Origin of the sequence: Mycobacterium senriense, from assembly GCF_019668465.1 — a bacterium.
Taxonomy (GTDB): domain Bacteria; phylum Actinomycetota; class Actinomycetes; order Mycobacteriales; family Mycobacteriaceae; genus Mycobacterium; species Mycobacterium senriense.
The window spans coordinates 4,871,942-4,895,166 of record NZ_AP024828.1; the positions used below are offsets into that span (position 1 = coordinate 4,871,942).

At 63.5% G+C, this 23,225-nt stretch carries 23 protein-coding genes; 16 read left to right on the forward strand and 7 right to left on the reverse strand.

The window, feature by feature from the left end; genetic code table 11:
- Positions 1-97: 97 nt before the first annotated feature.
- Positions 98-1,228, forward strand: a complete 1,131-nt coding sequence (tal, locus tag MTY59_RS22730; RefSeq protein ID WP_221043155.1) for a transaldolase — start codon at positions 98-100, stop codon at positions 1,226-1,228.
- Positions 1,225-2,790, forward strand: a complete 1,566-nt coding sequence (gene zwf, locus MTY59_RS22735) for a glucose-6-phosphate dehydrogenase (protein ID WP_221043156.1) — start codon at positions 1,225-1,227, stop codon at positions 2,788-2,790. Before tal ends, zwf begins: the two co-directional genes overlap by 4 nt.
- Positions 2,791-2,917: 127 nt before the next feature.
- On the opposite strand, the gene MTY59_RS22740 is transcribed toward zwf, so the two are convergent.
- Positions 2,918-6,100 carry a beta-phosphoglucomutase family hydrolase gene (locus MTY59_RS22740; protein WP_221043157.1) on the reverse strand — a complete coding sequence of 1,061 codons (3,183 nt, stop codon included), beginning with the start codon at positions 6,098-6,100 and terminating at the stop codon, positions 2,918-2,920.
- 165 nt (positions 6,101-6,265) lie between these two features.
- A complete protein-coding gene (locus tag MTY59_RS22745; protein WP_221046600.1) occupies positions 6,266-7,075 on the reverse strand; it encodes an inositol monophosphatase family protein in 810 nt (269 codons plus the stop codon).
- 389 nt (positions 7,076-7,464) lie between these two features.
- Between MTY59_RS22745 and MTY59_RS22750 the strand changes: the two genes are divergently transcribed.
- Positions 7,465-7,806 carry a putative quinol monooxygenase gene (locus tag MTY59_RS22750; protein WP_221043158.1) on the forward strand — a complete coding sequence of 114 codons (342 nt, stop codon included), beginning with the start codon at positions 7,465-7,467 and terminating at the stop codon, positions 7,804-7,806.
- A gap of 53 nt (positions 7,807-7,859) precedes the next feature.
- Here MTY59_RS22750 and MTY59_RS22755 read toward each other — a convergent pair whose 3' ends face one another.
- From MTY59_RS22755 to MTY59_RS22775, 5 genes are all read right to left on the reverse strand, one after another.
- Positions 7,860-8,342, reverse strand: coding sequence for a copper chaperone PCu(A)C domain-containing protein (locus MTY59_RS22755; RefSeq protein WP_221043159.1), 483 nt, complete (start codon positions 8,340-8,342; stop codon positions 7,860-7,862).
- Between the two features lie 216 nt (positions 8,343-8,558).
- A complete protein-coding gene (locus MTY59_RS22760) occupies positions 8,559-8,819 on the reverse strand; it encodes a putative quinol monooxygenase (protein ID WP_250160639.1) in 261 nt (86 codons plus the stop codon).
- A gap of 41 nt (positions 8,820-8,860) precedes the next feature.
- On the reverse strand, positions 8,861-9,118 hold the full coding sequence (locus tag MTY59_RS22765) for a hypothetical protein (protein WP_221043160.1): 258 nt from the start codon (positions 9,116-9,118) through the stop codon (positions 8,861-8,863).
- 265 nt (positions 9,119-9,383) lie between these two features.
- Positions 9,384-9,995, reverse strand: coding sequence for a hypothetical protein (locus tag MTY59_RS22770; RefSeq protein ID WP_221043161.1), 612 nt, complete (start codon positions 9,993-9,995; stop codon positions 9,384-9,386).
- Positions 9,996-10,012: 17 nt separating this feature from the next.
- Complete coding sequence (locus tag MTY59_RS22775) at positions 10,013-10,738, reverse strand: type 1 glutamine amidotransferase domain-containing protein (RefSeq protein ID WP_221043162.1); 726 nt, start codon at positions 10,736-10,738, stop codon at positions 10,013-10,015.
- 256 nt (positions 10,739-10,994) lie between these two features.
- Between MTY59_RS22775 and MTY59_RS22780 the strand changes: the two genes are divergently transcribed.
- The 13 genes from MTY59_RS22780 to MTY59_RS22835 all read left to right on the forward strand — a co-directional run bounded on the left by MTY59_RS22780 (position 10,995) and on the right by MTY59_RS22835 (position 23,222).
- Positions 10,995-11,387 (forward strand): DUF2267 domain-containing protein, encoded by a 393-nt coding sequence (locus MTY59_RS22780; protein ID WP_221043163.1) that lies wholly within the window; start codon positions 10,995-10,997, stop codon positions 11,385-11,387.
- 445 nt (positions 11,388-11,832) lie between these two features.
- Positions 11,833-12,291, forward strand: a complete 459-nt coding sequence (locus tag MTY59_RS22785) for an Hsp20/alpha crystallin family protein (protein WP_221043164.1) — start codon at positions 11,833-11,835, stop codon at positions 12,289-12,291.
- A gap of 147 nt (positions 12,292-12,438) precedes the next feature.
- A complete protein-coding gene (locus MTY59_RS27525) occupies positions 12,439-12,657 on the forward strand; it encodes an Hsp70 family protein (RefSeq protein WP_250160640.1) in 219 nt (72 codons plus the stop codon).
- A 41-nt stretch (positions 12,658-12,698) separates the two neighbouring features.
- The gene (locus tag MTY59_RS22795; RefSeq protein WP_221043165.1) at positions 12,699-13,259 is read left to right on the forward strand and encodes a type 1 glutamine amidotransferase domain-containing protein; all 561 of its coding nucleotides are present in this window, start codon (positions 12,699-12,701) and stop codon (positions 13,257-13,259) included.
- Positions 13,260-13,517: 258 nt separating this feature from the next.
- A complete protein-coding gene (locus MTY59_RS22800) occupies positions 13,518-14,006 on the forward strand; it encodes a Dps family protein (RefSeq protein WP_221046602.1) in 489 nt (162 codons plus the stop codon).
- Between the two features lie 83 nt (positions 14,007-14,089).
- On the forward strand, positions 14,090-15,427 hold the full coding sequence (locus MTY59_RS22805) for a low temperature requirement protein A (protein WP_250160642.1): 1,338 nt from the start codon (positions 14,090-14,092) through the stop codon (positions 15,425-15,427).
- Positions 15,360-16,184: a hypothetical protein gene (locus MTY59_RS28085; RefSeq protein WP_488656275.1), complete on the forward strand. Its 825-nt coding sequence runs from the start codon at positions 15,360-15,362 to the stop codon at positions 16,182-16,184. Before MTY59_RS22805 ends, MTY59_RS28085 begins: the two co-directional genes overlap by 68 nt.
- Before the next feature lie 307 nt (positions 16,185-16,491).
- Positions 16,492-17,112 (forward strand): hypothetical protein, encoded by a 621-nt coding sequence (locus MTY59_RS22810; protein ID WP_221046604.1) that lies wholly within the window; start codon positions 16,492-16,494, stop codon positions 17,110-17,112.
- Positions 17,109-18,152 (forward strand): helix-turn-helix domain-containing protein, encoded by a 1,044-nt coding sequence (locus MTY59_RS22815; protein WP_221043166.1) that lies wholly within the window; start codon positions 17,109-17,111, stop codon positions 18,150-18,152. Before MTY59_RS22810 ends, MTY59_RS22815 begins: the two co-directional genes overlap by 4 nt.
- A 311-nt stretch (positions 18,153-18,463) precedes the next feature.
- Entirely contained in the window at positions 18,464-18,721 is a 258-nt protein-coding gene (locus tag MTY59_RS22820; protein ID WP_250160643.1) for a hypothetical protein, read from the forward strand.
- A gap of 1 nt (position 18,722) precedes the next feature.
- Positions 18,723-21,680, forward strand: coding sequence for an EcoAI/FtnUII family type I restriction enzme subunit R (hsdR, locus tag MTY59_RS22825; protein ID WP_221043167.1), 2,958 nt, complete (start codon positions 18,723-18,725; stop codon positions 21,678-21,680).
- An 85-nt stretch (positions 21,681-21,765) separates the two neighbouring features.
- Positions 21,766-22,359, forward strand: coding sequence for a type IV toxin-antitoxin system AbiEi family antitoxin domain-containing protein (locus MTY59_RS22830; protein WP_221043168.1), 594 nt, complete (start codon positions 21,766-21,768; stop codon positions 22,357-22,359).
- Complete coding sequence (locus tag MTY59_RS22835; RefSeq protein WP_221043169.1) at positions 22,359-23,222, forward strand: nucleotidyl transferase AbiEii/AbiGii toxin family protein; 864 nt, start codon at positions 22,359-22,361, stop codon at positions 23,220-23,222. Before MTY59_RS22830 ends, MTY59_RS22835 begins: the two co-directional genes overlap by 1 nt.
- Positions 23,223-23,225: the final 3 nt, after the last annotated feature.

A 23,225-nucleotide genomic window follows, 5' to 3' on the forward strand; every position in this document is an offset into this window, starting at 1 on the left:
GTGAACACCGATAAGGCGCACCGCGCCGCCCTGGGCGATGAGGAAGTCGCGGCCGCCGCCGAACGATCACTGCACAACTGAGGAAGCGAATACCCGGATGACTCAAGCAAAGTCACAGAATCCCAACCTGGCGGCGCTGTCGGCCGCCGGCGTATCTGTCTGGCTGGACGACCTGTCGCGCGACCGCTTGCGCACCGGCAATTTGCAGGAGCTCATCGACACCAGGTGCGTCACCGGCGTCACCACCAACCCAACGATCTTCCAAAAGGCGTTGTCGGAAGGCCACGCGTATGACGAGCAGATCGCGGAGCTGGCCAAGCGTGGCGCCGACGTGGACGCCGCCGTCCGGACTGTTACGACCGACGACGTCCGCGAAGCCTGTGATGTGTTGCGGCCGCAGTGGGAGGCGTCCGACGGCGTCGACGGCCGGGTTTCGCTCGAGGTTGATCCGCGGCTCGCCCACGACCCCGACAAGACGATCCTGCAGGCGATCGAGCTGTGCAAGGTCGTCGACCGGCCCAACGTGCTGATCAAGATTCCCGCCACACGGCCGAGTCTGCCGGCGATCACCGCTGTTCTCGCCGAAGGCGTTTCGGTCAACGTGACGCTGATCTTCTCGGTCGAGCGCCACCGCGCGGTGATGGATGGCTATCTGGCTGGGCTAGAAGCGGCCAAGCACGCCGGCCACGATCTGTCGAAGATCCATTCCGTCGCTTCATTTTTCGTCTCGCGGGTGGACACCGAGATCGACAAGCGGCTGGAGAAGGTCGGCACCGACGAGGCGCTCGCGCTGCACGGCCAGGCCGGCGTCGCCAACGCGCGGTTGGCGTATGCCGCCTACCAGGAGGTGTTCCTCGGTGGTCAGCGATTTGAGGCGCTGAAGGTCGACGGGGCGCGGGTGCAGCGTCCGCTCTGGGCATCGACCGGGGTCAAGAACCCGGACTACTCCGACACGCTGTACGTCACGGAGCTTGTCGCGCCTGACACCGTAAACACGATGCCGGAGAAGACGATCGACGCGGTGGCCGACCACGGAGTGATTACGGGTGACACCGTCACCGGCCGGGCGGGCGAGGCGCAAGCGGTGTTCGACAAGCTCTCGGCGGTGGGGGTGGATCTGCGCGATGTGTTCATCGTGCTCGAGAACGAGGGCGTCGAAAAGTTCGAGGCGTCGTGGAACGAACTGCTGAAGGAAATGCAGGCTCAGCTGGACGCCGCGGCGAAATGACGACCGTCCAGTCGACCAAGTCCACACCGGCCGCTGCGGCCGCCTGGGTTAACCCGCTGCGGGACAAGCGCGATAAGCGGCTGCCACGTATCGCCGGTCCCTGCGCGATGGTGATCTTCGGGATCACCGGGGATCTGGCCCGCAAGAAGCTGATGCCGGCGGTCTACGACCTGGCTAATAGCGGGCTGCTGGCGCCGACATTCGGACTCGTCGGTTTCGCCCGGCGGGATTGGGCCGACGAGGATTTCGCCACTGTCGTCTACGACGCCGTTAAGCAACATGCGCGCACGCCGTTCCGGCAGGAGGTGTGGGACCGGCTGGCCGAGGGCTTCCGGTTTGTGCACGGCACGTTCGATGACGAGGCGGCGTTCGGCCGACTGGCTGAATGCCTGGAGAAGCTCCATGCGGAGCGCGGCACCGGCGGCAATCGCGCGTTCTACCTGGCGATCCCGCCGAATGGGTTTCCGGTGGTGTGCGAGCAGCTGCAGAAGTCAGGGCTGGCGCGTCCTCGGGAGGGCACCTGGAGCCGGGTGGCGATCGAGAAGCCGTTCGGCCATGACCTGCAGAGCGCCCGCGAACTCAACGCTATCGTCAACCGTGTTTTTCCAGAGGAGTCGGTGTTCCGCATCGACCACTACCTCGGTAAGGAAACAGTCCAAAACATCCTGGCGCTGCGGTTCGCCAACGAGCTGTACGAACCGATCTGGAACGCGAATTACGTTGACAACGTGCAGATCACCATGGCGGAGGACATCGGTCTCGCCGGACGCGCGGGCTATTACGACGGCATCGGCGCCGCCCGCGACGTGATCCAGAACCACCTGCTGCAGCTGCTAACGCTCACCACAATGGAAGAGCCGATCACCTTCAGTGCGCGCGAACTGAAAGATGAGAAGATCAAGATCCTCTCGGCGGTCCGGCTGGCCCAGCCGCTCGACAAGACCACGGCCCGCGGCCAGTACAGCGCTGGCTGGCAAGGCAGCGAACACGTCCTCGGCCTGCTCGATGAGGAGGGTTTTTCCAAGGAGTCCACCACCGAGACGTTCGCGGCGATCACGCTAGAGATCGACACCCGCCGCTGGGCCGGAGTGCCGTTCTTCCTGAGAACCGGAAAACGCCTGGCCCGCAGGGTGTCCGAGGCCGCGCTGATCTTCAAATGCGCACCGCATCTGCCGTTCGACCAGATCATGACCGAGGAGCTCAGCCACAACGCGTTGGTGATCCGGATCCAGCCAGACGAGGGCATCACGCTGCGGTTCGGCTCCAAGGTGCCCGGCACCGCGATGGAGGTCCGCGACGTCAACATGGACTTCTCTTACAGGTCCGCGTTCGCCGAGGACTCGCCCGAGGCGTACGAACGACTGATCCTCGACGTGCTACTCGGTGAGGCTTCGCTGTTCCCGGTCAACGAGGAGGTCGAATTGTCCTGGCAAATACTCGATCCGGTCCTCGACTACTGGGCCGCGCACGGTCGGCCCGAGTCATATGAGCCCGGCACGTGGGGCCCCTCGTCGGCGTTCGAGATGCTGCGGCGCATGGGCCGGGAATGGCGGCGGCCATGATCGTCAAGCTTCCCAACACCACAACCAACGACATCAACAAGCGGATCACCAGCCCTGCGCAACGAGGACGGCGCAATCGGGCTCGGACCGATGCTGACGCCAGCCGACACGATGCTGGGCGAGGTGGCTAGCGGGCGGGAAGATGCACCGCCCACGATTGACCCGGGCCTAGGGTCTTTGTGCTGCCCTCGACACAGACCTGGATCGGGTCGGCCGCGCACGGCAATAACCGAATCCGGGCGTACCGCTGGGTCAACTCGACGTCGACCGGCTGACCGCGGTAGATGATCTCGAACGACGCCCGGCCGATCTCGCTCGGCAGCACCGGGTGAAGGTGAAGGACGTCGCCCCGTGTTTCGACCCCGGCGTAGCAGCGCAGCACCATGTCGGCCGTTCCGGCCATCGCCCCGAGGTGGATCCCTTCGCGAGTCGTTCCGCCCTGAGTGTCCTGAAGGTCTGCCTTGAGAGCCTCCTTGAACAACGACCACGACTGGGCGCAGTCGCTCTGGGCCAACACCCAGCTGTGGGTAACCCTGCTCAGGGTAGAGCCGTGAGTCGTCCGCGCCTCGTAGTACTTCACGGTCCGCTGCACGACATCCGGGTCAAGTGAATAACCCATCTGGTCGAACAAATCGCGCAGTTCTTCGATGGAGAACAAACAGAACAGCATCAGGACATCGGCCTGCTTGGACAGCTTGTACCTGTTCGTGGAGTCGCCCTCAGCCTGCAGGATCAGGTCCATCCGCCCGATGTTTCCGTAGCGTTCGCGGTAGCCGTCCCAGTCGAGCTCCTGTAACGCCTCGTATCCCTCGAACTGACTGATCACGCCTTCGTGGAACGGCACCCGCATCCGTCGGCTCACCCGCTGCCAGTGCTCGCGCTCCCCCGGCCTGATGTCCAGGCGGCGCCACAGCGGGACACAGTCGCGGCCGGTCAGCAGGTCGACCGTGTCGGCTGCCCGTGCTAATACCCAGGCCGCCAACACATTTGTGTAGGCGTTGTTGCGAACACCCAGGCCCGGGGCATCCGGATAGCCGTCGTGGTACTCGTCAGGTCCCATCACGCCGCTGATGTTGAACCGGTCATCGACCGGATCATGAACTGCCATGCTGGCGAACAGCCGGGCGACCTGCACGATGAGCTCGGCCCCGTAGTCCTCGAGGAAGCCCTTGTCACCGGTCGCCTGGTAGTACTGCCAGGCGCTGTAGGCCACCGCCAGGCCCACATGACGCTGTCGATGGGAATTGTCCGGCATCCACTGACCATTGCGGAGATTCAACAGCTCGGCCGGGGTCTCGTCGCGGCCATCGCTGCCCGACTGCCAAGGGAACATTGCACCGTCAAAACCGTTGGCCCACGCCAAATCCCGCGCGTCGGGTAGCCGACGATACCGGTACAGCAGGAAGCAGCGGGTCAGTTCCGGCCTGCGCATGGTTAGCAGCGGATAAACGTACAGTTCATCCCAGAAGATGTGTCCGCGATAGCCCTCGCCGTGCAACCCACGCGCGGGCAGGCCCGCATCGAGGTCGGTGTCAGCGGCGACGACCACCTGCAGCACGTGGAAGATGTGCAGGTTCAGCGCCAGCGCCTGCTCGAACCCGACCTCCAGGCCGATGCCGAACCGCTGCCACAAGTCCCGCCACACCGTGCGCTGCCCTTCCAGAAGGTCATCGAACCTCCCCGCGCGTGCGATCCGCTTGTCGACATCCAGGGCAGCGGAGGAGATCGCGCTGTCGCGCGAGGTCGCCACGGCCACGGTCTTTTCGACAGTCACCGGCACGCCGGGCCGGAGATGAAGGGTGAACGTGTGGCCGGCACGGCTTTCGTCGGCGATCGGCCGCCGGTCGGCGACGGATGCGGCCGGAGCGACGTGATGCCGCGCCGCCATCGCGATCTCGATGCCCGATTGGTTGGTCCGTACTTCGACGCGCGCCGTCTTGTCGTTGACGACGCTCGAGCCGACCGGCTCGAGATGCTGCGACACGAGTCGAAGATCGGCAGCGACGTTGCGGTTCGCGACGGCGCCGTTGATGATCGACTCAACAGTCGTCTCACCGGACCAGTCCTCGGCCTCGATCGTGACTTCCAGTGCGGCGATATGTGTTTCGCACACCGAGACCAGTTGTCGCGTGGTGATCTTCGTCGTTCGTCCGGCATGATCTCGGTACCTGTTGATGCGAGTCAGCATCCCGGCGCGCAGATCAAGGTCTTGGTGGTGGGAAAGCATTTCCGGTATACCCGGACGCAGAGCGGGCCCGCCGGCCAACTGGACCGTCAGAAACGTCCAGTCCGGCGTGTTGACCAGGTGTTCGGTTTCGATCGCCCGCCTGCCGATGGCGCTGGTGACCCGGTTGTATACCCGTGCAATGTAGCTACCCGGGTAGTGCACGCCGTCGGCGGTGGTGCCCGGAACCGAGCCACGCGCGGCCCAGTACCCGTTGCCGAGCGTGCAGAGCGCCTCGCGTGTCCCTTCGAGCAGCGGGTTGAAGTCCTCGTATACCAGGTGCCAATGGTCCGAACTGCCCTTATTCGCGCCGCCGATCCACTTGCCGGCGTACCCGCCGTCGGGCAGCACCGCATCGAGCTGCGCGAGGCTGGTGAGCACAAGATGTGCCCCGGCGTCGGCCAGTTCCACGCCGTGTCCCGTCCGGTCCACTCCGACGACTAGCCCGAAACCGCCTGCGACGCCGGCATTTACCCCTGCGACGGCGTCATCGAGGACGACGGCGTCGGCCGGTTCCACACCAAGGCGGTCGACGGCCTCGAGGAACATCGCCGGGTCGGGTTTGCCGTGCAACCCGAGCCGCGCGGCGTCGGACCCGTCAACGATGGTGGTGAACATGCCCGACAGGCTGATCCCGTCGAGCACGGCCTGACTGTTGCGGCTCGCGGTGACCAGCGCGGCGGGAATGCCGCGGTCGAGAAGTTTGGCGAGTAGATCGGCGGCATCGGGAAACACCGCGACCCCGGCGCGGGCGATGGCGTCGGCAAACAGCCGCTGCTTACGTTCGGCGAGCCCGTGAACGGTCAACCGCTCCGGGCCGTCGTCCGGGCTGCCCTCCGGCAGTATGATGCCGCGAGCGGTCAGGAAGGCCCGAATACCGTCCTCGCGCGTGCGTCCGTCGATGTAGACGAGGTAGTCGCGCACCGGATCGAATGGCGGCTGACCCGGCCTTCCGATGCGCGCCAGCACCTCGTCGAACAGCGCTTTCCACGCCGCGGCGTGGACCTTTGCGGTGTCGGTGACCACGCCGTCCATGTCGAAGACGAACGCGTGGTAGCCCCGTTTGTCGCGTGGCGTCGTCGCCATATGTGTCGAGTGTATTGACGGCGTGCCGGGGCAACCTCGACCCGCCAGGGCAAGAAACGCCGTCTCGGATGCTTCTGGTCTGCCGGGGTACTTTTCGGTGCACCAAACGAAACGGCGATGACTGCGCATGTCCGGCCGACGCCGACGCCGACACCGCCACCGTGCTCAAATCGTCTGATGCACCGCCGCGGTGCCGGAGAAGCGGCCAAGGACCGCATTGTGGAGTGGGCCATTGGTTGCTGCGACGGTCTTGCCGTGCGGTCCCGGGAAACCCCCCAGGTCTGTGAAAGTGCCACCAGCCTCACGTATCAAGATATCGACGGCCGCCAGCTGCCGGACCGACACCTGCGCTGCTAACGCGATGTCGGCGACCCCCTCGGCCACCAGGCAGTACGAATAGAAGTCGCCGTAACCGCGCGCCCGCCATACGTCGTCGGCAAGGACGATGAACCGCTCACGCAGACCGAGTACCCCCCAGCTGGACAGGCTGGAGAAGCAGAGGCTGGCTGCCTCCAAGTCATCGATCGCCGAGACAGACAGCCGTCGCGCCGGCTCGGTCGACCGGGTCGCGCACGCGCCATCCCCGGCGCCTGCCCACCAACGCCGATGCAGAGCTGGGGCGCTGACGACACCCACAGTTGGCACGCCGTCGACCATCAGCGCGATAAGCGTCGCCCAAATAGGTACGCCGCGGATAAAATTCTTCCGGCCGTCCAGCGGATCGATGACCCAGATTCGTCCGGCGAACATCTTTGGGCCGCGGAGCGTTTCGTCGAAGATTGTATCTTGCGGTCGCTTCATGGCCAGTCTTCTGCGGAGGGCGACATCTACGTCGCGGTAAGCATCCATCAACGGCGTGTCCTCCAGCCTCGTTTTTGCGTAGAGATCGACGGCGGTGAACCGAGGCATGGTCATCGATTCGGCCTCGTCTGCCAGTGACAGCGCGAGAGCGACGTCATCTGCGGTGTTATTCATGTCAGTCCTCACCTCTGGGAAATGGGTTTGCGCTGCTCGGATGGCGCCCAGCCCGCTAGAAGCGTTGCCTCTTATCGCAGAACGACATGGTGCCTCGCTGAGAAGCCGGATGCCTCCGTCTGGCGCGGTGAATTTTGGGCGCCGAATCGACCTCGTGTGCCATGAACAGCGACTACGTGACGGGGTGCCCCTGGGTCTGGCAGATCCGCCGCGAGCAGTACATAGCGGTGGAATTCGTTGTGCAGCAGGCGTTCACAGCCTGGTTCGACCTGGCAGGCCGAATTGGACGCGATCAGTTGCTGCTGCCGGTGCGATTTCCCCAAGGCCGGCCCACCCTAGCCTGAACAACGGGCACGGCCCCTACGTAGTTCACATTTCAGGAGCACATCATGAAGGCCACATATGCGTTGGCTGCGCGGCTCGAGGCTAAGCCTACGAAGGCGCAAGAGGTTGCGGATTTGCTGTCCAGTAACCTCGGGGATGTCGAGGAAGAACCCGGCACTACTGCGTGGTTCGCTGTTCGCTTCGGGTTGCTCGAATTTGGTTTGTATATGGTGTTTCCCGATGAGGTCGGCAGGCAGACTCATCTTACCGGCAAGGTAGCCGCAGCGCTCAAAGCCAATGCTCATCTCTTTGAGGAAACTCCGGTATTCGAAACAGCCGATGTTCTCGCCGCAAAGCTTCCGGCCGGTGCCCCCCGGCGCGAGGGCAACCCGACCGCATCGCGCTGACCCGTGTCCAGCGACGGCATCTGGGTGTCTCTGTGGCCGTGACGCCGATTGCGCTAGTCAGCCGAGACCGGCACTCGGACGGATATCTCGCCGACGTGTGCGAACTGGAACGTGAACTCGTAAGTCAGCCCGCTGCTGATCGGCTTGGTCAGTATCAGGGTTGCGGTGGCAGTGTTGGCGGGTTCAACCGCTGCCAGCGCGGCGGCGTCCACCCGATCCGGGCTGTCGACGATCAGTATGCCACCGGCCGGTATCGCGGTGTTTCCGGCCACAGTGACCGCACCGACGTCGGAGGTGACCGCGACGAGGGCGTCCGCGGTGTCCGGTGATTGATTGGTGGCCACGAGCGCCAGGTCGACGGTCTTACCCGGCCGCACTGCATAGCCGGTCTGCTTGGCACGGATCCGGATGTTGCGCAGCGCGATGTTATTGAGGGTGGCCATGGAGCCGTTGACGGCTGGTTCCATCCTGGCGGTTTGCGACTGTTGTCCGGCGCTGCAGCCGCTTACCGCGGCGGCGGCAATCAGCACGGACATCGCCGCCGCAGCGCGTGCGCGTGGTATCGACGAGTTCACGATGTTGTCCGATCGGCTAGAAATGGGCGGCCAGACCGTCGTCCATCCGTGTCACACCTCAATTCTCCTTTGCCCAAGGCGATCAGGGCGTCGTCCGCGGTGTCTAACAGATCGCGTCCGGATTGATTCGCTGCCCTATCCTGGGGTCACCCTGATACAGCGGCGTCACCAACGGCCTCAGAGCTTGTTGGCGAGAACGTCCAGATTGCTGATGGCGGGTGGCAAGGCGAACAGCTCGTCGGCCTTCTCCGCGAGGGCCTTTCCAACTGGGCCGCCAAGATGTGCCTCTCGTGCCGCCTCGTCGGGGAAAGCGTCGATAATGCCGAATGTCGACGGACTGAACCGAACCGCAAGCCATGATTTCGTGCCTGGTTCTTGCTCGACGAGGGGCAGCGCCGACAGATGAAACTGCTCGACTGCGTGCGGTTCACCGAACACACGCCATTCAGCAGTCCTCGGATTCTCCAGTGCTCGTCGGACTAGGCAGCCTCGACGACGACAGTGCCGTCGTCGGAGATGGTGACGACCACGTTCATATCATCGGAATCGTCAATGATCGTCAACAGCTCTATCACGGCATTGCGGAGTTCGGGTGCGCCCAAATTCTGAACGGTTTCGCGGTTGTCCGGGTTGCCTCCGGGCGCCTGTAGATCTGCGGAGTCGTTTCCGGTGGTGCCTTGGTTTTCGGTGATGGTTTGGGTGTCGGTGGTGTGTTGGTTTTCTGTGTCTTTAGCCATGAGTCAAAGGTATTCACTCGTTCGCCGGCAGTAGACGATCCGGCAGGTCGATTCTTGGCCCCCGACTTGGTCATGAGGAGTCACTTCGACCATGCACGTGATGAACCGGCGTTGTGCCGCCGACCCGACGAAGGGTGGGCCAGTTGACGACAGGCCTCCTGATCGGTAACCGACACAGGGGGTTTGCTTCCTCGGAGCGGCCCTCGCCCGATGGTACGAATCAATGCCTTCCTGGGACCTAATGCTGTCGCGTTTGCGATGTCGATCATTCCGTCCGGACCGACCGAAACACGAGCCCGTACTCGTCGAGTGCGACTACGGCGCTGTCGGTCGCCGCGACGGCGTCCACCCGGATCGCTGCGGCAGAACTACGGCTTTTTACCAACGCGTCGATGTCGCGCCAAATGGTTTGGCTGAGTTGTCTCCCAGACCGGTGATCGACTAGCAGGGCTGCACTGACGAACCCGTCGGTTTCCGTCAGCCAAGGCACCGCTGTGTCTTCATATCCGGCGATCGCCTCGTCGAGTGCGGCCGGATTCGTCTGATAGACGGTGTGGCGCACGCCCGCTCCGCCCTCTTCTCGCCCCACCCGAGTCACGCTCGCCCGCCTGAAACGTTCGACCGAGGCGGTGCCGAGCGCAAGACGGATCGCCTCGTCGCGGACACCGGCCTCTACGCCTTCGCTTTCTCGCATGGCGTCGTGTGAGACCCAGAACGACTCGAGAACCGCGACGGCCAGGTCGGGGGATACCTGCAGCGACATTCCTTTCTCGCCGGGTTCTGACTCAAGGCGCAATCGGCCATCAGAAGCGAGGTATGCGATGGCGTCGTCAATCCGTTCAGGGTCGGCGGTTATCAGCGTGTACCGAACATGCATCCTTGGCTCCTTCCTCGTCACGACTGCGGGGACTGTGCCGCCATGAGGACCGCAAGCGTGCGTTCGGCCGCCTGCTTCGAGGACGCCGGATTCTGGCCGGTGACAAGGCGCCCGTCCACCACCACATGTGAACTCCGGGGCTGCCCCTGGTCGAAGTCCGCTCCCTCCTCGCGCAGTCGGGTCTCCAGTAGCCACTTGGCACGGTCCGCCAGACCTCCTTGGCGCTCTTCCTCATTCGTAAAGCCGGTCAGCCTTCGGCCGGCGAACAGCCAGGTGCCGTCCTCGCGGCGGGCCGCCAGCAGTCCGGCCGGCCCGTGGCATACCGCAGCCACGACTCGTCCCGTGTCGAACAGACCGGCCAGAATTCGGCCGAGCGGTCGACAGTCCGGCAGATCCTCCATCGGCCCGTGGCCGCCCGGAATGAAGACGGCGTCGTAGTTGCCCAGGTTTTCGGCGGCGTGCTCCACCGACATTGGGGCGGCGAGCTCGTGCTGCAGCGATTCCAAATAGCTACGAAGCTCGGCGGCGCGTTCTTCGCCACCGGCGCGATCGGGCGCCAGGCTGACCTGATCGACGGTCGGCCGGACACCGCCAGGAGTGGCGATGTCGACATCGACCTCGGCGTGGCGGAAGGTGCGGTGGGGTTCGACGAATTCTTCGGCCCAGAATCCAGTGGGATGGCGGGTGCCGTCGGACAACGTCCAGTGGTCGCTGCCAGAGAGCACGATCAGTATTCGAGCCATTGAGTACCTCCTTGTCGATCCGACGGTCTTCGTCGACATGATGCCGCTGACGCTGCCTGCGGTCTTGGACACACAGGTGCGAAAACTGTCGGCTTCGCTAGACCTGAGGGCCCGCCCCTTTGCAGCGGTCTCGATCTGCCAGAACAGGTTGTCCATCGACTCTTACTAACCACAGGTTGGTGCGCCGCAACGCTGAAGCGGGCATTGTCCGAGAAAAAACCGCCGCTCTGTGGAACAGACAGTTGGAGATGAGCCGATGAATGCTCACGAGTTTTATCGCGACGTCGCCGAGCGCGCCATGCTGTCGAAGGGGGAGGCAGCCGATCTGACCCGCGCGGTACTCGAGGTCTTGGCGATGCGAGTCAGCGCCGGAGAGGTACGGCACCTGATCCGACAGCTCCCCGAGGAGCTTGGCGACTCAGTCCGATGGAACGGCAAAGGTCCGGAGCGATTCGCCCTGGATGACCTGATTGTGCGCGTCAGCAGTCGCACTGGGCTGACCAAGACCGAGACTATGACCGGTGTGGAGGCGGTGCTGCTGACCTTGCGGGAGGCGGTTGACCGGAAGGAGTTCAACGACTTCATGTCGCAGCTCCCTATGGAGTTCACCAGGCTGCTCCCGTCGCCTAATCCACCACGGGCGGTATAGAGCCTGCGGGCTGGCGCCTGGTAGCCCAGTAGATGAATGCCGGCGATGGTGGTTGTACTCGTGCGTCACGCGCGATTCGTGCTGTGAGTACAACGGATCGTCCCCTCCTGCAACGCCATTCGTCTAGGGCTACGAACAGCGGTCACGACACCGAAGTACACGGTCACGACACGCTTGTCTAACGAATAATTTTGGAACTCCCCCGGCGATACCAGTGACACGATCCCAGTGGTGAGCGTGACGCTCAACATTGCCCGTCCAACACTCTGGTGCTCGTCCTGGGAGGACGAATCCCGGTCCAGATTTCGGACCCACTGGGTGCACGCGACTACCGCGGCCAGATGCCAGACTCCTGCTCTGGGAGCGTATTACCGCGCTTTCGGTACGGATTCTACGTGGCGTCGACGCGCGACCGCCGCGAACGTGGCCAACCTAGGAGACCGCCATGACAGTGATGCGATTCGACCCGTTCCCTGACCTTGACCGGCTGGCCAATCAGGCAGTAGGAGGCGCCTGGACGGCGCATACCCTGCCCATAGAGGCCTTTCGCCGGGGTGACCAATTCATCATCGCTATTGACGTGCCCGGCATCACAGAAAACGATGTGGACGTCACCGTCGAACGCAATGTCGTCGAGGTCAGCGCCCGTCGCCAACCGCTGCGCCAGGAGGGCGACCAGGTGATCATTGACGAACGACCGCAGGGCGAGTTCCGCCGGCAGCTCTTTCTTGGCGAGAACCTCGATCCGAGCAAGATGACCGCCCAAGTCGACCATGGCGTGCTGACTTTAACGGTTCCGGTGTCGGAGGCCAGCAAGCCGCGCAAGATCGCAATCGGCGCGGCGAAAGGTGGCGCGCAAGCCATTCCAACCACGTCTGAGTCTCAGCAAACGGTGAACGCGTAGGTGTGGTCCTGGCTAATCCCGCGACGATGATCTCGACGGTCCGGCCTAACCAGGCGGTACGCGAAATGGCCAGCGACAACCGGGTATTGGGCCGGTCCAAAGTTAGGCAACATCCGGCCGGCGACGCGCGGTGAACCGCACGTCGAGGTGACATTCGACATCGACGCCAACGGCATCCTCAACGTGACCGCACGCGACAAGGACACCAACGCGGAGCAGAGCATCACGATCAGCGAACAGTCCACCCTCTACAACAGCGAGGAAGAGCGGATGGTTGCCGAGGCCGAGACGCACCGCCGCGCAGAGGAGGAACTGCGGCGCGCGGTCGAGGCCCGCAACGAGCTCGATTCTGTCGCAACATCGTAGTACTCAGACCACAACTGGCGGCGGCGTGAGGAGTGTAAGTAATGTCAAATATGTTGCAGGGCAAAAGTTTTGCAATCCTAGCAGCCGATGGTGTGGAACGGGTCGAGCTTGTGCATCCGTCCGCGGCGGTGCACCAGGCCGGTGGGCAGACCGAACTGTTGTCTTTGCGTAAAGGGTGGATTCAGATGCGCAACAACGACCTCGATCCAGCGGGCACGTTCACTGTCGATAGGGTTGTCGCCGACGCGTCGATCGAGGACTACGGCGGCCTGCTGCTGCCGGGCGGGACCGTGAATCCCGACAAGCTGCGCATTGACGAACGTGCAGTCGCATTCGTGCGGGACTTCGTGGAGTCGGGCAAACCGGTCGGGGTGATCTGTCACGGCCCATGGACGCTCATCGAGGCAGGCGTCGTCGCGGGGCGAACCCTCACGTCGTATCCCAGCGTCCGGACCGACCTGCGCAACGCGGGCGCCAACGTTGTCGACGAGGAAGTCGTCGTCGACGGAAACCTCATCTCGAGTCGCTCGCCGGACGATCTGCCGGCGTTCTGCGCCGCCGTCGTGAAGGCGTTCGCCAAAACCCCGGCAGCAGCATCATGACACTGGACTGCGGCTGTCGGAGGCCGCGAACGCCCACTGACACTTCGAAGCTCGCGACGACGGCTGGACCAGAAATCATGCTTAGCCGTCAACATCCAGTCCTGCCACTGCGCCGACGCGTGAACGCTAACGTCAGCCCTGCCCAGCCGCGACCTCCGCCGAAACGGCAGCGTGCATGGTCGGCCCTAGGCAACAAACCTTGTCAGACAACGACACATCGCCGCGGATACCACGAAAGGGATTGCCGTGACACCTTCAATCCAGACGAACCGTCGTGACGTCGACCAGGTGCGCAGGTTCGTCGCCCCGGATAGCTTGCCGCAAAACCTGCAGAAAGTACTCGTCGACTTGATCGAGCTGCACCTCCAAGGCAAGCAAGCGCACTGGAATGTCGTCGGAACAAACTTCCGAGACTTGCACCTGCAACTCGACAGCATCGTCGACACCGTGCGCGAAGCCAGTGACACGATCGCCGAACGTATGCGCGCCCTTGACGCAGTTCCCGACGGGCGCTCAGATACGGTCGCGCGCACGACCACCGTCCCCGCCGCGCCGCCAACCGAACTCAGCACCACCGAAACGGTGGACATGATGGCCGCTCGGGTCTACGCCGTTGTCGACACCGTCCGGACTGTGCATGACGAGGTCGATGCCGCCGATCCGTCAACTGCTGACCTGCTGCATGCCATCATCGACGCCCTCGAAAAGGAAGCGTGGATGCTCAAGTCCGAAAACTGCAAACTTTAAAGAGTTTTGGTGACCAGCCGACCCGTGACGACTGGTGCCTTCGCCGCCCGGCGGCCGACGTCCCGGGTGGATGGGAGGGGTCGGTGATCGACAGGGCAACACAGCACCAGCGGACGGCCTACCACGAGGACCGTACGGTCGGCACGCTTGAGCTGTTCTTCGACCTCGTCTACGTCTACGCGATGTCGGAGGTCACGACCCTGATGCTGGCGAATGTCTCGTGGACCGGATTCGGTCAAGGGGCGCTGGCACTGGCGGCGATCTGGTGGGCCTGGGAGAACTACGCCTGGCTGACCAACACCTTCGAGCACGCGGACCCGCCCGCGCGCATCCTGATCTACTTCGCGATGGCTGCGATGCTCATCGCGGCGACGGCGCTGCCGAACGCCTTTGGGAAAATGGCGCTGGTCTTCGCGACCGCCTACGTGTTCGTCCGGCTGCTTCATGTGGTGCTGCTACTCCGCACGACGCGCGGAGACGAGCAGCTCCGCACACCCACCCTCCAGCTGGTGCCCTACCTGCTGGCCGGCTCCGGGCTCATTGTCGTGGGAGCCTTCATGACGTCGCCTTACCGGGAGCTGCTATGGCTAGTGTCCGCGATAGTCGACCTCAGCGGGCCGCTCATAGCCGGGCGCGCCGGGTGGCGGGTGTCCCCAAGTTACTTCGTCGAGCGGCACGGTCTCATCGTGATCATCGCCCTCGGCGAGTCGATCGTGAGTGCGGGTGGGGGTGCGAAGGACAGCATCGGCCGGCCGCTGACCGCCGTCGCGGTGGTGACGGCGGTGCTTATCGCCGCCGGGATGTGGTGGACGTACTTCGAGCCGAGCCCCCGCGCCGCCGCGCGGCTGCGGCGGCTGAGCCCGGCTCGCCGGGCCCGTCACGCCCGCGACGCCTACAGCTATCTCCACCTGGTGCTGGTCACTGGCATCGTCTTCTTCGCCCTCGGCGTGTACGAGGCCGTGGGACACCCGGACGCGCCGATGGACCCGCTGCCCGGTGTCGCCCTCAGCGGCGGCGTCGCATTGTTCTACCTCGGCGACGTCGCCTACCGGTGGCGCGACCACCGCAGGATCATGGTCGACCGGCTCGTGGCCGGGGGCGTTATGGCTGCGACCGTCCCACTCACCGTCCAAATTCACGCACTGACCACGCTGACCGTCTTGCTGCTCGTCTCCGCCGTGCGCGTCATCTGGGAGGTCCGGGGCGGGAACGACCCGCTGGGGGTGCCTCTCAGTTGGCGCCTTCGGCCCGGTCACGCCGGGATCCGGACGGGAGGGCGCAGCCGCGCCGCCACGTGGGCTGTTCGTCACGGCCCGCCCGGTCTGGCTTCCAGGTGGCGCCGCGGGGGCCCAGGTGGCCGACGACGACGTCGCCGAGGACTCTCCGATCCGCATCGCGTTGCCCGTCAGGGGAACCCGTGACGCACTGTCTAAGTCCCGCCAGGGGGCGATCGACCGCCCGGCGGGTCGAGTCTGCACCCGCGGCGCAGAGAAAGTCGCCGCGCGCGCGGTGGACATAGACCCCGCTGCGACCCAACGGCTCTGTCAGCAATGGAGACAGTGGGATCCCGGCGTTGCACTAAAGGTGCTGCCAAGCCCGCACCGCAATCTCATCGAAGCTACGGTTAGTTTCGTTGAAGTACTGATACACCGGGGCCGCCATGTCACGGTCCTGCTAGCCCGAGTCGAGCCCAGGCGCCGACGCTACCGATTCCTACACAATCAACGCGGCCCGGGCCCGACCCTCGCCGCTGCACTCCGCGCACGCACCGATGCCGTCGTCGCCACCGTTGCAGCGCGAGTCGACTTAACTGCAGGCTCTGCTCGACGAATTCGCCACCTACTACACAACCACCCGGCCCCACCGCGCCGTGGACAGACGCACACCCAACCACGGCCGCCGCACTACCGGGTCCGCCACGACACAATCGACGCCGCCAACGTCATCACCGCGCGCTACAACCGCCGCCTGCACCACCGGACTGTCCAAACACCGCAGCGGCACCCATGTCATCATGCTGACCAACAACCTCGAATCCGCGTCCTGAACTGCGACACCGACCAGCTCATCCGCAAAGTCACACATGATTGGAAAAGCCCCGAAAACCGGCTAGGTGTAGACCACGTCTCGGGAACACCTGTCAACGATGTCCCGAGAAATGACCTGTTGTCGGGCTGACAGGATTTGAACCTGCGACCACTTGACCCCCAGGCTTAACGGCGGTATACGCAGGCGTCCGCGAATGTGTGCTATATCCCTTGTGGCACAGCGAGTTACCACACGTAGACACAGCCGCGGACGAACACGGAAAGCCGCGGTCAAATCGACCTAATGACGGTATGAATGGCGGTACGGACCGCGCATTCCCTTCCCGCCCGAGCCAGACGGCCCGCGTTAACGAGTGACGGCCCCGTCGGTACGACACGGGTGTCCTATGGACCGAAACTAAGGCATCTTGTCGGATCCGGCCGGTATATTTTCCGGTATGTTTTCAGCCCCCTATCCCACCGACGACGAAGTTGTTGCCGAACTTGGCGACAAATTCCTCGATTCTCTGGTCGCCGCCGTGCGTGGTGCCCGTAACGACCTCAACGACATGCGCGGGTGGCGTCCAGGATGGTTTCCCACCATGCATGCGCGCTGCCTCTCCAACCTCATCCATGATCGGATGTGGGCGCATCTGGTCACTCTCATCGACAGCGACGCCGACGCCAACATCATCGAGGTGGGCCCTACCCGCGAAATCGCGCTCGGCATCCACCTTCGGCTGAGGATCAAGCGACATCTTGCCGGCGACCGCATCAGCACGTACCCGACCCGGACGGCCATCGAGTTCTGGCGGCAGAACACCGACACGCTGCCTGGCCTCGAAGAGGTACGCATCGCCGTCGGCTACCGCTGGGATCGGGAACTCCGCGAGATCGAAGCACCCGTGGTGTCGCTCCGGGACGGAAAAGATAACGTCATCTGGGCCATCGAGCTGAGCGAACCCGCCGAGGGCGAGAAGGTGTCGTGGAAGCCGATCGAACCGACGTTGCCGACCATCGACCTGGGTGACCTCGCGAGCGATGCTGAGGACGATGAGGGAGAAGCGAGTACGTCATGAGCGGGCTGGGAGATGTGCTCGCGATCGCTCGGAAGGCGCGGGGACTCACCCAAGCGGAGCTGGCAGACATGGTGGGTACCACGCAACCCACCATCAATCGCTACGAGGCCGGTGACCGCGCCCCAGAGCCAGAGACGGTGGCAGCATTGGCGCAGGCGCTGGGAGTTACGGAGCAACTCCTTATACATGGCAACCGCTTTCGCGGAGCCTTGGCCGTGGACGCCCATATGCGTCGGCAGAAAACCACGAAGGCGTCTCTGTGGCGCCAGATGGAAGCACGGCTGAACCTGCTTCGGGTTCACGCGTCGTTTCTGTTCGAGGAAATCTCGATGATGAGCGATCAGCACGTACCAACGTTCGACCCAGACGATGTGCCCGCGCAGCATGCCGCGCGACTGATTCGCGCACAGTGGAGGATGCCCTTGGGCCCCGTCGTCAACCTCACGCGATGGCTTGAGAGCGCCGGCGTGCTGGTGTTCGAGGAGGACTTCGGCACTCACCGGATCGACGGTCTTTCCCAATGGGTCGGCGACCATCCCGTGATGTTGATCAATGCCAATGCTGCGCCAGACCGCAAGCGGCTCACCAAAGCTCATGAGCTTGGCCATTTGGTGCTGCACTCGAATATCGCTACCGAGGATATGGAAGCTGAAGCCAACCGCTTCGCGGCCGAGCTGTTGATGCCGCTCGACGAGATTCGGCCAGAGCTTCGCAAGGTGGACCTGGGAACTCTTGCCGCGCTCAAGCGCGAATGGGGTGTGTCGATGCAGGCGCTCCTTGAGCGGGCGCACGGCTTGAAGACGGTCACGCCGGAAGCCCGGACGCGCTTCTACAAGATGATGAACGCGAAAGGGTGGAAGACGAAGGAACCGGGCAGCGAGTTCATCCCCGACGAAAGACCCGAGTTCCCAACGCGGATTGGCGATGCGCTCACGGCCAAAGGCTTCTCCGAGGAGCGGATCGCCGAGATCGCCGGCGCGGCGACGCCGGCGGACAATCCGTTCAGGGCTGCACCGACCAGCCGACTTCGCGCGTTGTAAAGCGCCGGAATCGGCCGGATCACGATGGACGCACGTCGCTCATACCTGGCGTTCACTGCTGCTCGCTTCCCGCAGTCCATCGTCGAGATAACCGGGCTGACGGCGCCGACATTCTGAGGAGCGCAGCGACAGGACGAGACGGGCAAACACCCCCAGAACTCCGGTCGGTTTCGCAACCTACGGGGATCGCGTGGATCGGAGCCCGATATGAGCACCGTGCGGCGCGTGAGCTTGCTTATGCGACGTGCCCTTCGACCGCCTTGTATTGGCCGGGCCTAGACACCTAGCAATTTCGTATTACACTTGTCGGCGTGCTTCGAATCGAAAAGACTGCGTTGAAGCACGGCTGTTCGCGGGAGGCGATCTCGCACGCCTACGACCTTTACCAGTACGAAGACGTGATTGATCCCGATTCCGAACCACCAAAGATCCTCACCATCGGACCCGATGCCGCTGGCAACATCCTCGAGCTGGTCGGCGGTGAGCAGTCCAACGGCGACCACAAGGTCTGGCATGCGATGAAATGCCGGCCGCAATACCTAGCCCTGCTCCCGGGTGTCGGGAGGTGAGATGGAACACGACGAACAGACGCACGAAATGAAAGGCGGACGCGTACTAACCGACGCGGACCTCGAGGCGTTGGCCAACGAGGCCGAGCGTGGTTACGACCCCGCTCAGTTCGCCCGGAGCCCTGGCCGCCCTGGCCGCCCGCGAATGGGCTCGGCACCTGCAGCCGTGCTGCCTGTTCGGCTGCATCCGGATCTCGACGCGGCGGTCAAACGCCGAGCGGCGATTGAGCGCACCTCGGTCAGTGAGCTCGTGCGTGAGGCGGTAAGGCTCTATCTGAAGAGAGAGGTATCGACGCCAGCGTTCGTCAGCTCGGTGGATCTCGAGGCGCTTGCAGATGAAGCCGAAGCCGGGTACCCAGTCTCCGCGATAAGCCGCAAACCGCGCGCTCGGCCTCGGGCGGAGGTCGTGCCTGTGCGCGTGCCGCCCGAACTCAAGGTGGCATTGGAGTCGCGGGCCGAGGCCGAGGCGACCTCGGTAAGCGAAATCGTTCGCGCGGCTCTTCGGGCGATACTTGGCGACCCGGACCCTGACCCGCCGCCTGCGGCGCCGGCGCGGCCTCGCGTTTGGGGACCCACCGAGGCGGACACTTGCCGCGATTACGTCGTGCCGAAGTTGAAAGAGGCCGGTTGGAGCGATGACCAGATCATCGAGCAATACCGCGTCACCGACGGCCGGATCATCAAAGTCGGTTCCAAGCACCGGCGTGCCGAAGCGCTGCGCGCGGACTATGTCCTTGAGTATCGGCCTGGAGTCCCGATCGGCGTAGTTGAGGCCAAACGCGAATACTCGACGCCGGGTCAGGGCATGCAACAGGCGAAGAACTACGCGCAACTGCTCGACGTACCATTCGCCTATGCGACGAATGGCTTGTCTATCGTCGAAAACGACTCCAATACCGGCATAGAGAGGGCAAACCTCCCCTCGTTCCCGTCGCCGGATACTTTGTGGGGGCGCTACCGGGAGTGGAAGGGCATCCGCGACGATACGGTTTCCGATGGTCTTCTGTTCCCATTTAACCGAGCGCTTCACAACTCCGACGGGACCATCAAGGAGCCGCGCTACTACCAGCGGGTTGCAATCAACCGCTCCATCGAAGCGATCCTCGGCGGTCGGAAGCGCCTCTTGCTCACAATGGCGACTGGTACTGGCAAGACTTTCGTGTCAATGCAGATCGTCTGGAAGCTGTGGAATAGCGGGTGGATTCGTGGCCGGCGCCCGCGGATTCTGTACTTGGCAGATCGAAATGTCCTTATCGACCAGCCGATTGAGCGGGAGTTCAAGCCCGCATTCGGCGCGGACGCGGGATCGCCAATCTGGAAGCTGCGCGGCTCCGCAAAGGCGGGGCGCGAGATCTACTTCGGCCTATACCAGCAGCTTGCCGACGGCGGTGTTGAGCCGAACGGGATGTTCCGGCAGTTCGCGCCTGACTTCTTCGACCTGATCATCGTCGATGAGTGCCACCGGGGCAGCGCCCGGGCGGAGTCGTCCTGGCGGGCAATCCTTAACCATTTCCGTCCGGCGACTCAGCTGGGAATGACTGCCACTCCGAAGCGGGACGAGACCGCCGACACATATGCCTATTTCGGCGGCGCCCCGCTTTTCCAGTACTCCCTCGCGCAGGGCATCGAGGACGGTTTCCTTGCTCCATACAGCGTGCGCCGTGTGGTGCTCAGCCCGGACGCACATGGATGGTCTCCTGAACCAGGCCAGCTAGACCTTTTCGGTAAGGAGATCCCAGCGGGGCTCTACACCACCAAGGACTTCGAGAGGGTTGTCTCGCTGCTAAGTCGCACTGAGGCCGCGGCCAAGCACCTGACGAACTACCTGCGCGGAACGGACCGTTTCGCCAAGACGATTGTCTTCTGCGCCAACCAAGTGCATGCCGACCAAATGCGTCGAGCCCTGCACAACGCTAACTCCGACATCACACCGCAACACCAGGACTACGTCGTGCGAATCGTCAGCGACGAGAAGAAGGTGGGTCAAGGTCACCTCAGCAGGTTCACCGACACCGATTCTCAATTCCCGGTCATTGCGACAACATCAGAGCTTCTGTCGACGGGCGTCGATGCGCCCACTGTGCGCAACGTCGTGCTGTTTCGGCCAATCGGGTCGATGGCGCTGTTCAAGCAGATGATTGGCCGTGGCACCCGGTTGTTTCCGGACGACGACAAGCTTTCCTTCGACATCATCGACTACTCGGGGGCGAGCGCACTGTTCAGTGACCCGGAATTCGACGGCCCACCTGAACAAGTCGTCCGCGAGGAGATCGACGACGAGGGAAGTGTCGTGGAGGACGTCGTTATCGAGAAGCCTAAGCTGCTGGTCGAGTCGCCACCGGTAGACCAAGAAGCCGACGTCGATCCCGATGATCTACCAGAGCCACGTGCGAGGTTCTACGTCGACGACGTCGAGGTGTATGTGACGGCGGAAGCCGCATACGAACTTGACCCGCAGACGAATCGGCTCCGGCTCGTCGAGTACCGCGACCTCGTGACTCAGACGGTTCGATCCCTATTTCCCAGCGCGAACGAGCTGCGGGCCAAATGGGCGAACCGGGTTAGCCGCCGCGAAGTTGTCAATGCGCTCGCCGCGCGCGGGGTTGACGCGGAGGAGTTGGCGGAGCGTGCAGGCCTCGCCGCCGCGGATCCCATTGATGTCCTTGTCCACCTTGCCTGGAACCAGCCATTGGCCACCCGAGTTGACCGCGCGCGCCGAGTCCGCAAGGAGCATGCGGACTTTTTCGCGGCGTTCCAGCCCGCCGCCCGCGAGGTGCTCGACTTCCTGCTCGAAAAGTACGCCGAGTACGGCATTTCCGAGCTGGAGGATCCCGCAGTGCTCCAGGTGCAGCCGTTCTCGAACCTTGGCACGCCCGTGGAGATAGCCCGCCGCTTTGGGTCGGTCGCTGAGCTTCGGGATGCACAGGCCAAGCTTGGAGAACTAGTTTATGTGGCTTGATCTCTAGATAAACTTTAGTTTGAGATCATGCTGAGCACTGAAACTCAAGCTACGATATAGTTTCAGTTCATGCTAGGATTGCCTGGTGCCTGTCGACCGCCGCGATCTTCGCCGACATCTGTTCAAGATCGCCAGCGAACAGGCCGGCTACTTTACGGCCGCTCAGGCGAAGGAGGTTGGCTACTCATACCAGGCACAGGCTCACCATGTTGCTGCGGGCAACTGGATTCGGATTGACCGAGGGCTGTTCCGGCTGCTCGAGTGGCTCCCTGATGTCCATGACGATCTCGTGCGTTGGTCGCTGTGGTCGCGCGGCAAAGGAGTCGTGTCACATGAGACGGCGCTTGCCGTACATGACATCGGCGAGTTTGAGTCAGGCCGGGTGCACCTCACCGTGCCGCTGGAATTCACGATGCGGGACGAAGTCGTTGTCTTGCACCACGAGGAGCTGTCGGACGTCGACATAGAGGTGCGAACTGGGTTTCGTGTCACGACGCCGACCCGCTCGCTGATCGACATCGCCGCCACAGCTCCGGACGAAGATCAATTGGCCCGGGCGGTCGGGGAGGCTAGGCAGCGTGGACTCGTCAGCGTTCGCGCGCTGAGATCGCGTGCTGAGGTGGTTAATGCGCGCGCTGCGCTTTACCTCGAGCGCGCACTACAGCAGACAAACGCATAGTGACGTACGAGACCCCGCGCGCACTGCGAACTGCACTTGAGTACCGACTCCAAGCCATCTCAGTTGAAGCGGGTATTGGCCTCGACCGGCTCCGGCGCCGTGTTCTATTCGAGCGCATTGTGACGAGGCTGCATCGAGCTGAACCGGGGCTCTGGGTCCTCAAAGGCGGTATGGCACTCGAGGTTCGGCTCGGTGGCTCAGCGCGCGCGACGAAAGACATCGACGTCGGGTTCCGGGAAGGCGTTTCGGATGCCGCGGATCTCCGCGACAGACTCATCGCGGATCTGTCAGTCGATATTGTTGGCGATCGTTTTGTACTGGAGGTCGGTGAGCCGGCACAGCTCCGCGAGGATGGTGGTGGCCATCTCACCTGGCGGGTGCCGGTAACCGCATTGCTGGCCGACCGGCATTTCGGGGCGATCAAGCTAGACGTGTCGCCGCGAGCGCACGAGCTGAACAATACCGACCGGCTGCCCCTTCCCAATTCGCTTGCATTCGCGGGGATTCCGACGACAGAGGTCGAGATAATTGATGTCGAACGTCATGCCGCCGAGAAGTTTCACGCGATGACGCGCGACTACGGGGATCGCGACAACTCGCGAGTGCGTGATCTACTCGACCTGGTCATCTTGATCGAGTACGGACTAATCGCCCCGGGGGGCGTTGCAGTCGCTGCACGTGCGGTGTGGGCCGAGCGCGACGCCGCTGATCCCCCTAGTCAGCTACCTCCATTCCCATCGTCGTGGCCGCATCGATATGAGGAGCTCGCAGCCGATTACGACGTTGACGCCCGCACGTTTCCTCGCGGAGCAGGCCTGGTTCAAGCCCTATGGATACAGATGTTTCCCGAGAGTAAGGAGTAGCCG